Annotated in this window: 15 protein-coding genes; 8 read left to right on the plus strand and 7 right to left on the minus strand. The window is 62.4% G+C overall.

What is annotated here, in order from left to right; genetic code table 11:
- Positions 1-58: 58 nt before the first annotated feature.
- Positions 59-1,528, minus strand: a complete 1,470-nt coding sequence (locus ACR9ZC_RS05665) for an aminotransferase-like domain-containing protein (RefSeq protein ID WP_481579468.1) — start codon at positions 1,526-1,528, stop codon at positions 59-61.
- 198 nt (positions 1,529-1,726) lie between these two features.
- Between ACR9ZC_RS05665 and ACR9ZC_RS05670 the strand changes: the two genes are divergently transcribed.
- From ACR9ZC_RS05670 to ACR9ZC_RS05680, 3 genes are read left to right on the plus strand one after another with little or no spacing between them, the layout of a single operon-like run.
- Positions 1,727-2,065: a hypothetical protein gene (locus ACR9ZC_RS05670; protein WP_481579469.1), complete on the plus strand. Its 339-nt coding sequence runs from the start codon at positions 1,727-1,729 to the stop codon at positions 2,063-2,065.
- A gap of 56 nt (positions 2,066-2,121) precedes the next feature.
- Complete coding sequence (locus ACR9ZC_RS05675) at positions 2,122-2,673, plus strand: helix-turn-helix transcriptional regulator (protein WP_481579470.1); 552 nt, start codon at positions 2,122-2,124, stop codon at positions 2,671-2,673.
- Positions 2,670-3,086 (plus strand): VOC family protein, encoded by a 417-nt coding sequence (locus ACR9ZC_RS05680; protein ID WP_481579471.1) that lies wholly within the window; start codon positions 2,670-2,672, stop codon positions 3,084-3,086. The genes ACR9ZC_RS05675 and ACR9ZC_RS05680 overlap by 4 nt, the downstream gene beginning before the upstream one ends.
- 27 nt (positions 3,087-3,113) lie before the next feature.
- Here the strand turns inward: ACR9ZC_RS05680 and pdxR are convergent, their stop codons facing one another.
- A complete protein-coding gene (gene pdxR / locus ACR9ZC_RS05685; protein WP_481579472.1) occupies positions 3,114-4,604 on the minus strand; it encodes a MocR-like pyridoxine biosynthesis transcription factor PdxR in 1,491 nt (496 codons plus the stop codon).
- 71 nt (positions 4,605-4,675) lie between these two features.
- Between pdxR and ACR9ZC_RS05690 the strand changes: the two genes are divergently transcribed.
- Together ACR9ZC_RS05690 and ACR9ZC_RS05695 are read left to right on the plus strand one after the other, a co-directional pair.
- Positions 4,676-5,392, plus strand: coding sequence for a pyridoxamine 5'-phosphate oxidase family protein (locus tag ACR9ZC_RS05690; protein ID WP_481579473.1), 717 nt, complete (start codon positions 4,676-4,678; stop codon positions 5,390-5,392).
- A 41-nt stretch (positions 5,393-5,433) separates the two neighbouring features.
- Positions 5,434-6,180 (plus strand): GNAT family N-acetyltransferase, encoded by a 747-nt coding sequence (locus ACR9ZC_RS05695; protein ID WP_481579474.1) that lies wholly within the window; start codon positions 5,434-5,436, stop codon positions 6,178-6,180.
- A 29-nt stretch (positions 6,181-6,209) separates the two neighbouring features.
- Here the strand turns inward: ACR9ZC_RS05695 and ACR9ZC_RS05700 are convergent, their stop codons facing one another.
- The 3 genes from ACR9ZC_RS05700 to ACR9ZC_RS05710 all read right to left on the minus strand — a co-directional run bounded on the left by ACR9ZC_RS05700 (position 6,210) and on the right by ACR9ZC_RS05710 (position 9,235).
- Positions 6,210-6,602 carry a 2-oxoglutarate dehydrogenase gene (locus ACR9ZC_RS05700; RefSeq protein WP_481579475.1) on the minus strand — a complete coding sequence of 131 codons (393 nt, stop codon included), beginning with the start codon at positions 6,600-6,602 and terminating at the stop codon, positions 6,210-6,212.
- Between the two features lie 46 nt (positions 6,603-6,648).
- On the minus strand, positions 6,649-8,457 hold the full coding sequence (locus ACR9ZC_RS05705; protein WP_481579476.1) for a S10 family serine carboxypeptidase-like protein: 1,809 nt from the start codon (positions 8,455-8,457) through the stop codon (positions 6,649-6,651).
- Positions 8,458-8,917: 460 nt separating this feature from the next.
- Positions 8,918-9,235: a DUF4148 domain-containing protein gene (locus ACR9ZC_RS05710; RefSeq protein WP_481579477.1), complete on the minus strand. Its 318-nt coding sequence runs from the start codon at positions 9,233-9,235 to the stop codon at positions 8,918-8,920.
- Between the two features lie 231 nt (positions 9,236-9,466).
- On the opposite strand from ACR9ZC_RS05710, the gene ACR9ZC_RS05715 reads away from it, so the two are divergent.
- Positions 9,467-9,640: a hypothetical protein gene (locus tag ACR9ZC_RS05715; RefSeq protein WP_331570701.1), complete on the plus strand. Its 174-nt coding sequence runs from the start codon at positions 9,467-9,469 to the stop codon at positions 9,638-9,640.
- Between the two features lie 114 nt (positions 9,641-9,754).
- On the opposite strand, the gene ACR9ZC_RS05720 is transcribed toward ACR9ZC_RS05715, so the two are convergent.
- Positions 9,755-10,252: an N-acetyltransferase family protein gene (locus ACR9ZC_RS05720; RefSeq protein ID WP_481579478.1), complete on the minus strand. Its 498-nt coding sequence runs from the start codon at positions 10,250-10,252 to the stop codon at positions 9,755-9,757.
- Positions 10,253-10,349: 97 nt separating this feature from the next.
- Here ACR9ZC_RS05720 and ACR9ZC_RS05725 point away from each other — a divergent pair, with 97 nt between their 5' ends.
- A complete protein-coding gene (locus ACR9ZC_RS05725) occupies positions 10,350-10,769 on the plus strand; it encodes a secondary thiamine-phosphate synthase enzyme YjbQ (RefSeq protein ID WP_331570705.1) in 420 nt (139 codons plus the stop codon).
- Positions 10,770-10,961: 192 nt separating this feature from the next.
- Positions 10,962-11,495, plus strand: a complete 534-nt coding sequence (gene fae, locus ACR9ZC_RS05730; RefSeq protein WP_331570707.1) for a formaldehyde-activating enzyme — start codon at positions 10,962-10,964, stop codon at positions 11,493-11,495.
- Between the two features lie 115 nt (positions 11,496-11,610).
- Here fae and ahpF read toward each other — a convergent pair whose 3' ends face one another.
- Positions 11,611-13,212 (minus strand): alkyl hydroperoxide reductase subunit F, encoded by a 1,602-nt coding sequence (ahpF, locus tag ACR9ZC_RS05735; protein ID WP_481579479.1) that lies wholly within the window; start codon positions 13,210-13,212, stop codon positions 11,611-11,613.
- Between the last annotated feature and the right edge of the window lie 63 nt (positions 13,213-13,275).

Consider the following 13,275-nt stretch of genomic DNA (forward strand, 5'->3'; position numbering starts at 1 on the left):
GTTTTAACGATCAGCAGCAAATGTGCGGCGTGTACGCCACACCTGCGCCCTAATGGACCTATTCCAGCCGGCTGCCGGCAAGCGCACCGAGCCGCCGCAACGCGTCATCCATCTCTCGATCGAAAGGCCGGGGACAACTGATTCGTATGAACGAATCGGATTGACCGGCATTCGAAAAGATCGCCCCGGGAGCGATCCGGATGCCCACGGCCAGCGCGGCTTCGAACAGGCGCTCCGAACGCACACCTTCCGGTAGCGCCACCCAAAGTAACAAGCCGCCCTCGGGCGGGCTGAGGCGCGTGCCTTCGGGAAAGTAGCGTGCGATCGCATCGGCCGTGGCCTCGCGCTGTGCCCGCAAACGCGCGCGAAATTGAAACAGATGGCGGTCGAAGCCGCCCGAAGCGAGGAACTCCGCCGCGACGAGCTGCGGCAGGATCTCGTTGTGACGGCTTTGCGTGAACTTGAGCATCTTGATGCGGCTCGCCCATTTGCCCGCCGCCATCCAGCCAAGCCGAAGCCCGGGCGCCAGCACCTTGTTGAGCGAAGGACAGTAAATCACGTTCCCCTCGCGGTCCCACGCCTTGATCGGTCGCGCCGCCGCGGCCTCGACGAGTTCTCGATACGGTTCGTCCTCGATGATGGCAACGCCGTATCGCGCACAGATGCTGACCAACGCCGCCTTGCGTTCGTCGCTCATGATCGAGCCGAGCGGATTCTGCAGATGCGGCACGACCACGACCGCCTTCACGTTGCCGTACGCCGAGAGCGCCATGTCGAGCGCCTCCAGCGATAGTCCCGTGGTCGGGCTCGTCGGAATCTCCAATGCCCTCAAACCCAGGCTTTCCAGGATCTGCAGGAGTCCGAAGAATGCCGGCGATTCAATGGCGATCGTATCGCCCGGCTGCGCCACCGCCCGTAAAGCGAGATTGACCGCCTCGACTCCTCCCATCGTCACGATGATTTCATCGGGCGATACGACGACGCCGGCCGATAATGCACGCCGTGCGACAGCCTGCCGAAATTCGGGCGCGCCGCTATCGGCACCGGCCTCCGTCAGTAACGTTGGGCGGCGACGCAAAAGACGCGTCGTCAATGACTGGAGCCGGGTCGTTGGATAGAGCCCGGCAACCGCCGTCGCACCGCCCAGGTTCAATGCACCGGGGCAGGCGCTGGCCCGCTCGATCACGCGCGACACGCGTTCGTGCAAGCCCACATACCTCGCTGCGTCGGGCAACGAGGCCATTCCGGGCTCTCGTACGGTCTCGAGACGCGTGATGGGTCGGCGCACGAAATATCCGGCGCGCGGACGCGCACTCAGCAAGCCTGCTTCCTCGAGACGCCGAAACGTTTGGACTGCGGTGGACAAGCTGACGCCATGGCGGCTCATGAATGCGCGCACCGAGGGCATGCGGTCGCCGGGAGCAAGCGTGCCCGCACCGATGATGCGGCGATAGTGTTCCGCGAGCCGTTCGTACAGCGGCTCGCCGGGCATGGGCAGATCGAATGGTGGGTCGTCGGGAAATGGCATGGGCCGATCGTGTCCCAAACATCGCATGCAGGCCAGATACAGATCGGCGAATTGAGGACCGATACAGTGGGATCGAACGAAGCGCTGTATCGCTGCAGATTCCCGCATGCTGGGTCTGTCGCGTCCCCTGACTGCGATCGTAAGCTCGAGGTGTCTGCAAACAGCTCGAAAGACCGCTCACATTCAGGACCGACAGCCATGCAAGCTTACGAAACGCGGTATGTTCCAGGTCAAATTCACGTCACCCGATTGCGCCGCGGAAGCTCGATCGTTGCAATCGAGGGCACACTGAGGTTGCGCTATCGGGACGAATCGCTGAATTGGCTGCTCGATGCCGCACCTGTCAGCCGCGTGCGTCTCGGCGAAGGAGACGGGTACCGGTTGCCTTGCGACGCGTTCGTCGAGATAAGCACTGCAGGCACAACGGCCGCAGTCGGCGCGGTCGAGCCTGCCTCGACAGCCTTCGCGCGCTGTGCCGCATGGATCGTGAACGCGGCGATTCCCCGTTGGCTCAGGCTGCCGCACCCCGCCCGTTAGCGCACCATCGAGCGGGTAGCTAAACTACCCGCATTTCGGTCGCAAAGACGGAACTTATGTCTCCTCGAGAAAACGCCCGCGCCACGTCGCCGGCCCCAGCTCAGGCGTCGGCCGACGCAGAGCCATTGGAAGACCCGGCCTTGCTTCGCCGCCTGCTGCGTGCCAAAGACCGGATGGATGCCGCCTCGCATGAAGCATGGCCGATCAAGCGTTTGGCCGAAGTCAGCGCCATCTCCGAAGCGCACTTCGCGCGCTCGTTCAAGCGCGCGTTCGGTCTTCCGCCGCACCGCTATCTGCTGACGCGGCGCATCGAACAGGCCGCTACCCTGCTGCGCGACACCGATCTCGACATCACGGAAATCGCCTTCGCCACCGGCTGGGAGAGCCTCGGCACTTTTGGCCGCACCTTCCGCGATATCACCGGCCAGAGCCCCGGCGCCCTGCGCCAGGAGGCTCGAGCCGGCGTACCTGCGCTCGAGCGCGTGCCCGCATGCGTACTGAAAGCCGCGCAGCGCCCCGACCTCACCATCGCAGTTTTGGAGAAGCGTCGCCGTATGGCCGGCGATACAGTTCGGCCGTCATCCAAAGAACCCAAGGAGGTCGAATGAACGAAGGTATCAACGTCGTAGGCTTGTACGTCGATGACCAGGACGAAGCGCTGGCGTTTTACGTCGGCAAGCTCGGATTTCGCGTCCACGCGGACGTGCGCAACGGGCCCTATCGCTGGCTCACCGTCCAGCATCCGGATCAGCCTTCGTTCCAATTGGGTCTTTTCACGCCGGGGCCGCCCATCCACGACGAAGCCACCGCACGGACGTTGCGCGCGATGGTCGCCAAGGGCGCCATGCCGCCCCTGGTGCTCTCGGTAACCGATTGCCGCGCCAGCTACGCCAAGCTCCATGCCCTCGGCGTGGAATTCACGCAAGAGCCGATGGACCGCTTCGGCAGCGTGGATGCCGGATTCCGCGACCCTGCCGGCAACGGTTGGAAAATGATTCAGGCCGCGCAAAACGCGTCGTGAGCATCGGCGCGCGGAATCGACTCGCTCTCAGGTACCGCGCGCCATCGCTTCGATTACACCCCGCATACGCCGCACCGCGGCGTCCGTGTGCCGTGCGTCCAGCGCACCGTAGCCCAGCACCAGCCCGCGGTAGTCCGCGCGTGCCGCCGCATCGAGACAAAACGGCGAAAGCGGCCGCAATGTAAGGCGATGTGCACGTGCCGCCTCGCTGACGGCAATATCGTCGACGGGCATATCGAGCCGCGCCGACAAATGCATGCCTCCCGCGCCCGCCGAAACGGTCAGCAAGCCGCTCATATGACGATGCAATGCATCCAGCAACGCCTCGCGCCGCTCGCCATAGAGCTTGCGCATCCGCCGCAGATGCTGCGTGAAATATCCCGACTCGATGAACTCCGCAAGCGCGACCTGTTCCGCAAGGCGGCCCATCGGCATCAAGCGGCTCGCCACTTTGACCAATTGATGCGCGAGCACAGACGGGGCGACGATGAACGCGATCCGGAGCGCCGGAAACATCACCTTGCTGAACGTGCCGAGATAGACGACCGGCGCGTCGGGGGCCAAACCCTGCAAGGACGCGAGCGGCGTACCCTGGTGCCGAAACTCGCTGTCGTAATCGTCCTCGAGGATCCATGCGCCGCACGCGCTGGCCGCCTGCAACAGCATCAGCCGACGCTCGAGGCTCATGACCGAACCGAGCGGATACTGATGTGACGGCGTAATGTAGATGAGCTTCGGCGGCGCCTCGCGCCACAACGCGGGCGGCGGCGCGAGGCCGTCCGCATCGACCGGCACCGGCACGACCCGCAGATCCGCGCACTGGAATGCCGCCTGTGCGCCGCCGTAGCCGGGGTCTTCCATCCACGCGGTATCGCCCGCGTCGGCAAGCGTGCGTGCGCAAAGATCGAGGCTGCTTTGCGTTCCATCGGTAATGACCACGTGCGCCGCGTCGCAACGCACGCCGCGCGAGACCCGTACATAGTTGGCAATGGCTTCGCGCAGCGCAACGTTACCGCCGGCCGACATGAAATCGAGGCGCGTCGAATCGACGCTGCGCCACGCACGCTCCAGACAACGCCGCCATTGCCGTATCGGAAATGCATCGAGCGCCGGCAGCCCGGGTACGAACGCACGAGGCTCCCCATCGACCTCCGAATGATCGTCCGCCGGACGGCCGATGTTCGACGCCCGGCGCGATAACCGCGGCTTGCCCTCCTCATGCTCGATTGCATCCGCTTGCGGTGTCAGCCCGACATCCGCCACCACGGTACCCTGCCTCGATCCCGCGACGAAGCCCTCTGCTGCCAGTTGCTCATAGGCATAAAGGACGGAATTTCTCGCGACGCCGAGCTCCTGGGCCAGCACGCGCGATGCGGGAAGCCGCGTTCCAGACGCGATCGTCCCGCGCAAAATCGCGGCTCGCAAGCACGCATAAAGCCGCTGCTGTCGGGACTGACGGGCGTCCGCACTCCCTTGCACTTCGCGTGCGTATTCGGCGAACATCAACACGTAGTCCATCGCGGCTCCATCGGTGGCATCGGTGGCATCGAATCGTGGCCCCAAAATATCGTCGTTTCGTGGGTCTACCCATGGTGCCACGTTTTTTCTACGCTTGGCGTTTTAGGAACCACAACGAGGCAACGATGTCCGCGGAAGAAACGAATTCGCCAAGCTCTACCCGTACGCGCGTGAGGCGCGTACCGCAACGGGGCCGATACGATCGCGCCACGCTCGAGGCGATCGTCGACGATGCCTACGTCTGCCATATCGCCTTCGCCGATTCGGAGGGCGTGCACAACATTCCCACCGCATGCTGGCGGGAGGGCAACCATCTATACGTGCATGGTTCGAACGGCAGCCGCATGCTCAAACTCGCGGCCGACGGAGCACAGGTGTGCATCACCGTCATGCATCTGGACGGGCTCGTCCTCGCGCGCTCGGCGTTCAATCATTCGATGAACTACCGCTGCGCGATCATCTACGGCGTATTCGAGGTCGTGCCCGAATCGCAGAAGGCCGCCACACTCGATGCGTTCATGGAAACGCTCGCTCCCGGGCGGTCGCGCCATGCGCGCCCCGGCAATGCGAAGGAACTCGCAGCCACCACGGTGCTGCGTATCGCGCTCGACGAAGCCTCGTGCAAGGTCCGCACGGGCGGCCCGAATGACGACGAGGAAGATTTGGCGTTGCCCGTATGGGCTGGTGTACTGCCCTTGGCGCTCGCACCGCGCGCGCCAATCGCCGCAGCCTCGCCGGGCGAGACGCCCCGTTACGTGCTCGACTGGCGCGAAGCGGCGAAAGCATGAATACTGCCCTCGGAAGCGCGCAAAGACCAGGAGAAGAAACCATGAGTTCGACATGCGATGCCTCGCCGATCCTCAATGAGTTCGATCAGCCGATCGGTCCTCCGCTGCCCGACTGGACACCGCGCGAGTGGCCGCCGCGCACGCCGATCGATGGGCGCCTGTGCCGGATCGAGCCGCTCGACGTCGATCGCCATGGCCCCGCGCTGTGGCGTTCGTTCAGCATGGCGCCCGATACGCGCGATTGGACCTACATGGCGAACGCCGAGCCGCTCACCGATGAAGCGCGTTTGCGCGCATACCTCGAGCGGAACGCGGCCAGCACGGACGCGCTGCATCATGCCATCGTCGATCGTGTGTCGAACGAGGCGCTCGGCACGTTCGCACTGATGCGCATCGACTGCGCGAACGGTGTCATCGAGGTCGGCCACGTGGCGTATTCGCCCCGGCTGAAACAAACGACGCTGGCGACCGAGGCGATGTACCTGCTGATGCGACGTGTCTTCGACGAGCTCGGCTACCGCCGCTTCGAATGGAAGTGCGACAGTCTGAATGCACCGTCGCGCGCTGCCGCGCTGCGCTATGGCTTCCAGTATGAAGGCTGCTTTCGCCAGGCGATCGTCTATAAGGGCCGTTCGCGCGATACAACCTGGTTTTCGATCATCGATCGCGAATGGCCTGCCATCAAGGCAGGTTTCGAGCACTGGCTGGCACCGGAGAACTTCGATGCCGAGGGACGCCAGCGCCTGTCGCTTCGCGCATTGATCGAATCGCAGCGCGGCGGCGCGTGAACTGCGGGCGTCGCCGCGCTGGGCATCGATCACTGATGCTGCTGTTTTTGCTGCAGATATTGCCGCACGTCGCTCAATGAAACGCGCCCGGTATGAGCGGTGTCGATTTCATCGAAGTGCCGGGCGATGTATCCCAGCCCGTTTTGCTGCGCCTGGGCCTTGGTGATGGCCGCACCGTTGCTGAGTGCCGAATGCGCGCCGAGGCGCGCCTCGAGCCGCTGTTGGGCCTGTTGCTGCAGCAGGGCACCCGTCGACGGCGCGACGGGTGCGACGCGCGCGCGCGGGAAATACGGGCCGTCCACGCCGCCGCCGGGATGCGCGGGGGTGACCGGAGCGACGGCCTGAGGTGTCGCCTGGGCACTGGCTGCCGCCAGGCAAACAGCGATCAGGACAGCGCCACGTCGGATATCGATTGGAGACATGTTGAGCTCTCGATAGATAAGTGTCCGAATTGACCGCGATCGCGGGCTAGAGTGCCGAAGTCTGCGCGGTCTCGGTCGGCGTGCCGGCCGGCGCCTCGTCGCGCCACGGCGGAGGCAACATCCAGAGGCCGAGCGCGCCTGGAATCCACTGCCCCTGATAGAAATCAGCCAGTTGGACCTTCATCTGCGGACGCGCCGTGTCGTCAAGGTAAATCATATGCCCCCCGGGGTAGAACGTGACTTGCAGATTGGGGAACAGGCCAGCTACCGTCTGCAAACGAGCCAACTGCTTCTCGGTGTTGAAGAAGGGCGTCGCGAGATCGTGGTAGCCGTTCAGCGAGAGCACTTTCAGTTGCGGATTGAGCGTCAGCGCAGCCAGCAGATCCGGCACCGTGTCGGGCAACGGCTGGCCGTCATGCGAGAAATCCCACACCTGGATGATCTCGTCGTTGAGCGGCATGAACGTGGCGTTCGGCGCGCTATAGCCAAGGTAATCCGGCATTTGCGTTGCCAGTGCGTTCGCGAACGGCTGCGCGATGAGAATGTCGGACGGGTCGGAATCGGCTTGCAGGCGCGGATCGGAGTTCGGCAGCGACACGCGTCCGTCGTAACGCCCGATCGTCGTCCCGGGCAACAATGCCGTGAAGAACGGGTTCACGTTGAAGTAACCGTTCAACGCCTGCATCGTCATGCCCGAGCTCCAGGTCCACGACGACAGTACGTTCTGATTCGGCAGTACGGGCTTGCCCAGCGCGTCGGGAATGCCCAGTTGGCTGAGCACCCAGGTCTGCGCGTATTTGCGGAACTGCCGATATTCGCCGGTCACGAACGTCGCGACTTGCCAGGCGTAGACGCCGGGATCGACCGGCGCGGGCTGGACTTGGTTATAGTAGGCCGCGACTTCCGCATAGGCCGGCAGATAGCCGCTCAACGTATCGGTGTCCAGCGCAAGCGCGCTCGTCGAATTCGTGATCGCCACCGCTTCGATGGCATCGGCGAAGTAATTCAGAATCGACGACTGCAGGACAATGCCAGACAAATGCACGCCGGCCGATTCCAACGCGAGCGCGAGCATGTCGGTACGCGGCGTGCCGTACGACTCGCCGAAGAGATAAAGGGGCGAATCGCCGCGATCGTTCACCGCCAGATAACGCCTGATGAAATCACGCATGACGCCGACATCGGAATCGCAACCCCAGAACGTTTGATTCGTGTTCGGCAAGATGGCCTCCGAGAGGCCCGTACCGGGGGGATCGATGAAGACCATATCGGTCGTATCGATCAGGCTTTGCTCGTTGTCGACGAGCGGATAGTTGGGCCAGTTCGTCAGCAGCGGGTCCGGGGTGGCGACACGCGTCGGCGCAAACGATCCAAGCCGCAGCCAGATCGACGAAGAACCCGGCCCGCCGTTATAGAAGAACGTCACAGGGCGCGGCGTGCCGTTCGTGCTCGGCACGGTATACGCCACGTATGACATGGTCGCTTCGGGCTTGCCATTCGCGTCGGATGCGGTCAAATGGCCCGTGGTCGTCGTGTAATTGAGCGTCTTCCCGCCGGACGTCCATTGGTAATGCATGACAGCGGATTTCTCAGCGACTTGCGACACGTCGAGGCCGTCTTTCGCATGTGGTGAATAGGCAATTGGATCGGTATAGGGCTGATTCGCCGTCTGCGCCTGATTGGCGAGCTGGCTTGCGCCCGCACTCGCGTGCATTGCACTCGATGCCGCGGATGACCCGCCATCTCCGCCGCCACAGGCTGAGAGAATCGTTGTTGCCACCACCAATGCGCCGAGCCCGATGAAGTGTCCCTGGCGGCCCGCGCTCCTGGCGCTACAGCTGAGGTCCGGTCTCATGTCTGTCCTTCATGGTTGAACGGGCCGACGGCGAATAACAGACAAGCCGATTTCCAGCCCGTCATTTTCAATAAAAAATACGAGCACTTACCGACTAAATCAGCATTTCTATGCGAATCAGAGGTTGTTATTACTTCACTACCATTTTTAGGAGTGTCCGACTTTCTATTCAACGATAGTGAAACTAGATTTAAGGTTTGATTTTGTCAAGACGGTCGATCGTAAACAATGCTCAATTCAAGGCGCCTCTCTATTCTTTCAATTTGTCAGATTCAAAAGGAACGCATATCGAGGCGGGGGCTTGCGATTCGATGACGCCTGGCAAGGAGGAATTCCGCGGAACGCTATTTTTGTGCTTTTGATGGCCGAACGAGCGGCACTTGTGAAGAGGCCAGGTTGCACGCGCTTGGAGGCGCGGCACCTGGCCATGGACGAGGTCGGATCAACGCATGTCCCGCGATTACTGCGGCGGCTGCATTGTCGACGGCTGAGCTGATTCCGGGGCGGGCTCCATCGAGCGTCCGGATTGCGACGTGCCGCTCGTCGCACCACCGATGCCGGTCTGCGCGTTGCCTTGCGCGCGCGCTTCAGCGGCTTGGATATCGTTTGGGTACTGAGCGTTTTCGCCGGCAGCCGGGCTATAGCCCGCCGCCTCGAGTTGACGCAGGTCGTTTTGAACTTGATCTCGAGTCACCGGACCGTTGGTTTGCTGCGCGAGCGCGAATGCAGGCAGCGCGAGCGCGGACGAGATAACGACAGTACGGAATAAACCGTTCATGATCGACATACCTCCGTAGTTTCGGCCACGGGCCAAGTGGCATTCGAAAAGTGGCGCTATCCAGGATAGTCGACGAAACTTAAGAAACGACGGGCAGTTCATTACCGCTTTATCACCGATTATTTCGGGGGCGAATCAATTTGGTCTGTCGGAGCCGCGCCCTTCCGCAATGTTGGCTCAGGCGCGCGATTTGCTGTCTTTTTCACGCTGGACGACCGAACGGAGCACACCATGAATCAGACGAGAAACGATACCCAGCAGGCCGATTTCAAGCACCCGAAACCCGCGCACCATAACGACGACGCGCGCAGCAAGATGCCCGAACGCGGCGATCAGGCACGCAAGCAATCACCCGCCGACAAGCCAGGCAAGAAGCCGGGCGAAGGGGAAACGCCGGTGGGCTGACGCGCATGACGTGGCAAGCGGCATGCGGCCCGCAGCAAGCACGGCGTCCCCATGTCGCTGCCCCATTGGTAAAGGAAGCCCAATGCCGCACGCGCGCCTCGAGCGATGCAGCCGTCAATCGACCTTGATCTCGCGGTCGTCCGCAAACGCTTGCAACGCGTCGCCGGTCAACCGATAGCGGACCCATTCGCTCTGCGGTTTCGCGCCAACGGATTCATAGAACCGAATGGCGGGTTCGTTCCAATCGAGCACGCTCCATTCGAAACGTCCGCATCCCGTCGCGACGGCAATTCTGGCGAGATCGTGCAGCAAGTGCTTGCCGGCGCCCGCGCCGCGAAAGCGCGGCGTGACGTAAAGGTCCTCCAGGTACAGGCCTTTACGCCCCTGCCATGTCGAAAAGGAAAAGAAGTAAAGGGCAAAACCAGCAGGCTGCCCATCCACTTCGCAGATGCGCGCACGACTGTGCGCGCCGTCGCCGAAAAGACCGCTCCTGATCGAATCGACCGTCGCAACAACCTGATCCGCAGCCTTCTCGTAAGTTGCCAATTCCTTGATGAAGTCGAGGATGACGGACGCATCGGCGGGTATCGCGTCCCGTATCGCAATTTCCATTCGCTTATTGACTCCTGTGTTGGGTTGCGAATTCTTCGCAAGAGCATGTTACCTTTGGTTTCGTTGTGCAGGAACTGCCGTTCCGGAGGAACCCCAAATGCGCCAAGCCCTCGAACATCTGCATGTCGGAACGCGCGGCCGAGGACTCGTCGAGATCACGACGGAGGTTAGCGAGTTCGTCGATCGCCAGCCGATCGACAACGGCTTGCTCACCGTTTTTTGCCGCCATACTTCAGCCTCGCTGCTCATACAGGAAAATGCCGATCCTTCGGTGCGCCGCGATCTCGAGCGCTACTTCGAGACCGTCGCACCTGAAGACCCGAACCGGTACGAGCATGACACGGAAGGCCCGGATGACATGCCTGCACATCTGCGCGCCGCGCTGACACAAGTCCAGTTGACCATCCCGCTCGAAAATGGCCGGCTCGCACTGGGCAGCTGGCAAGGCATCTACGTGTTCGAACACCGGCGGCAACCGCATACGCGCGATATCGTGCTCCACCTCATCGGGCAATAGCGGCAGCGTTGATTCCTGCGCCACGGCTCACTGTGTATCGGAACGCTGACACTTTGCTCCCTCGACAAACGCCCGCGGGGGCCCATGGCGGCGCTTCGAGAGCCGGCATCAACATTGCATTCACCGCCCCCTTCGATTGCCGGAATACGGATTCAATCGTTTGTCGTTGCACTTTCAAAAGGAGTCGATTCCATGCCCATTGATATGACCTTTCGCGCGGGCGAAGCTACCGTTTTCGCGGCGCCGGGCCAGGCCACCGATGCGATGCCCGAGATCTTGATCGGCCGCGTCGACGGCCCGGTCGGGCACGCCTTCGCCAATATGATGGCCCAGACGAAAGGCCATACGGCGATGTTCGCCATTCGAGCCTGCAATCAAATGGTGCGTCCGGCCACGATCATGGTCCCGAAGGTGACGTTGAAGGATATGGCCACCATCGAGCTTTTCGGCGGCGTCGTGCAATCGGCTACCGCGGATGCCGTCGTGGATTGCCTGATCGAAGGCATCTTGCCCAAAGATCAGGCCAACGAGCTATGCATCATCAGCCTCGTCTGGATCGATCCGCGGTGCGTGACGGATCCGGATTTCGACAAGAAGGATATGTATCGCACCAACTACGAAGCAACCAAGCTCGCCATCCAGCGCGCCATGTCGAACGAGCCGAGCGTCGAGACGCTGATCGCCAACCGTCATGCGATCAAGCACGATATGGATGACTGGAGCTGAAAACGGTAAGCGGCGGCAAGCGGCCCGATAAACGCTGAACGACGAACGGCGGGCATCGCTCGAATGGAGCGGTGCCCGCCGTTCGTTTTTTTCCCTTGTGGTTTTCGGACCCGCCTCAGGCAAGCGCGGCTTCGGCTTCCCGGTTCGCAGGCACGCTGACCGGCTGCCCGGTGCCGCTGCGAATCAGGTAATCGAATGCACCCAACGACGCTTTGGCCCCATCGCCGACGGCAATCACGATCTGCTTGAACGGGGTCGTCGTGACGTCACCGGCCGCGAACACGCCCGGCAGCGACGTCGCGCCTTTCGCATCGACGACGATTTCGCCGTGCGAAGAGAGCTCGATGGTTCCCGTCAACCATTCGGTGTTCGGAACGAGTCCGATCTGCACGAACACGCCTTCGAGTTCGATGCGCTTCGTCTCGGTCGAACGCAAGTCGGTATAGCTCAGCGCCGTCACTTTCTTGCCGTCGCCTTCGATCTGCGTCGTCTGCGCCCGCGTCACGACCGTCACGTTCGAAAGGCTGCGCAGCTTGCGTTGCAGCACTTCATCCGCGCGCAGCGTTTCGCCGTATTCCAGCAACGTGACTTCCCGAACGATGCCGGCGAGATCGATCGCCGCTTCGACACCCGAATTGCCGCCACCGATGACGGCCACGCGCTTGCCTTTGAAGAGCGGACCGTCGCAGTGCGGACAGTACGCCACACCGCGATTGCGATACTCGCGCTCGCCTGGCACACCGATTTCGCGCCAGCGCGCGCCCGTGGCCAGCACGACAGTCCTCGCCTTCAGCACCGCACCGTTGGCCAGATGAATTTCGTTGATTTCCCCGGGCACGAGCGCCTGCGCCCGCTGCGCGTCCATGATGTCGACTTCGTAGCGCTTCACGTGTTCTTCCAGCGCGGCGGCGAACTTGGGACCTTCCGTTTCCTGCACCGAAACGAAATTCTCGATGGCGAGCGTATCGAGTACCTGACCACCGAAACGCTCGGCCGCGACACCCGTCGCGATACCTTTGCGCGCGGCATAAATTGCGGCCGCGGCGCCCGCGGGGCCGCCACCGACGATGAGCATATCGAAAACAGGTTTGTTCTCGAGCGCCTTGGCGGCCTTCGCGCCGGCGTTGCCGTCGAGCTTGGCGAGAATCTCCTTGACGCCGCTGCGGCCTTGCCCGAACACCGCGCCGTTGAGGAACATCGTGGGCACGGCCATGATCTGGCGCGACTCGACTTCGTGCTGAAACAGCGCACCATCGATCGCGATATGACGGATACGCGGATTGATGAGCGCCATGACGTTCAGCGCTTGCACCACCTCCGGACAGTTCTGGCAGCTCAGCGAGAAATACGTTTCGAACGTGTAATCGCCGTCGAGCTCGCGGATCTGGTCGATCACCGCTTGCTCGAGCTTGATGGGGTGCCCGCCAACCTGAAGCAGCGCGAGCACGAGCGACGTGAATTCGTGCCCCATTGGAATGCCGGCAAACCGGATGCTCGCGGCCTTGCCGGGCTCGCCGATCGAAAACGACGGTTTGCGTTCGTCGTCGTCACGCCGTTCGATGACGGCGACGCGTTCGGTCAGCGTGGCGATCTCGCGCAACAGCGCGAGCAGCTCTTGCGATTTGGCCGAGTCGTCGACCGATGCGACGATCTCGATAGGCCGCGTGACTTTGTCCAAATATGATTTCAGTTGGGTCTTGAGATTCGCGTCAAGCATGACTGATCCGGTATGTCGAATGGGGCGGAGAGAGGCAGGCTGCACGCGGCGCCATCGAGCAGA

Source organism: Trinickia sp. HAY1-2D (genome assembly GCF_056754935.1).

Excerpts from the sequence above, each read along its gene's own strand:
- ACR9ZC_RS05715 (WP_331570701.1), top strand. The coding sequence starts at position 9,467 with ATGAATCAGACGAGAAACGATACCCAGCAGGCCGATTTCAAGCACCCG.
- ACR9ZC_RS05670 (WP_481579469.1), top strand. The coding sequence starts at position 1,727 with ATGCAAGCTTACGAAACGCGGTATGTTCCAGGTCAAATTCACGTCACC.
- ACR9ZC_RS05725 (WP_331570705.1), top strand. The coding sequence starts at position 10,350 with ATGCGCCAAGCCCTCGAACATCTGCATGTCGGAACGCGCGGCCGAGGA.
- ACR9ZC_RS05665 (WP_481579468.1), bottom strand. The coding sequence starts at position 1,528 with ATGCCATTTCCCGACGACCCACCATTCGATCTGCCCATGCCCGGCGAG.
- ACR9ZC_RS05705 (WP_481579476.1), bottom strand. The coding sequence starts at position 8,457 with ATGAGACCGGACCTCAGCTGTAGCGCCAGGAGCGCGGGCCGCCAGGGA.
- ACR9ZC_RS05720 (WP_481579478.1), bottom strand. The coding sequence starts at position 10,252 with ATGGAAATTGCGATACGGGACGCGATACCCGCCGATGCGTCCGTCATC.
- pdxR (WP_481579472.1), bottom strand. The coding sequence starts at position 4,604 with ATGGACTACGTGTTGATGTTCGCCGAATACGCACGCGAAGTGCAAGGG.
- ACR9ZC_RS05675 (WP_481579470.1), top strand. The coding sequence starts at position 2,122 with ATGTCTCCTCGAGAAAACGCCCGCGCCACGTCGCCGGCCCCAGCTCAG.
- ACR9ZC_RS05690 (WP_481579473.1), top strand. The coding sequence starts at position 4,676 with ATGGTGCCACGTTTTTTCTACGCTTGGCGTTTTAGGAACCACAACGAG.
- ACR9ZC_RS05680 (WP_481579471.1), top strand. The coding sequence starts at position 2,670 with ATGAACGAAGGTATCAACGTCGTAGGCTTGTACGTCGATGACCAGGAC.
- fae (WP_331570707.1), top strand. The coding sequence starts at position 10,962 with ATGCCCATTGATATGACCTTTCGCGCGGGCGAAGCTACCGTTTTCGCG.
- ahpF (WP_481579479.1), bottom strand. The coding sequence starts at position 13,212 with ATGCTTGACGCGAATCTCAAGACCCAACTGAAATCATATTTGGACAAA.
- ACR9ZC_RS05695 (WP_481579474.1), top strand. The coding sequence starts at position 5,434 with ATGAGTTCGACATGCGATGCCTCGCCGATCCTCAATGAGTTCGATCAG.
- ACR9ZC_RS05710 (WP_481579477.1), bottom strand. The coding sequence starts at position 9,235 with ATGAACGGTTTATTCCGTACTGTCGTTATCTCGTCCGCGCTCGCGCTG.
- ACR9ZC_RS05700 (WP_481579475.1), bottom strand. The coding sequence starts at position 6,602 with ATGTCTCCAATCGATATCCGACGTGGCGCTGTCCTGATCGCTGTTTGC.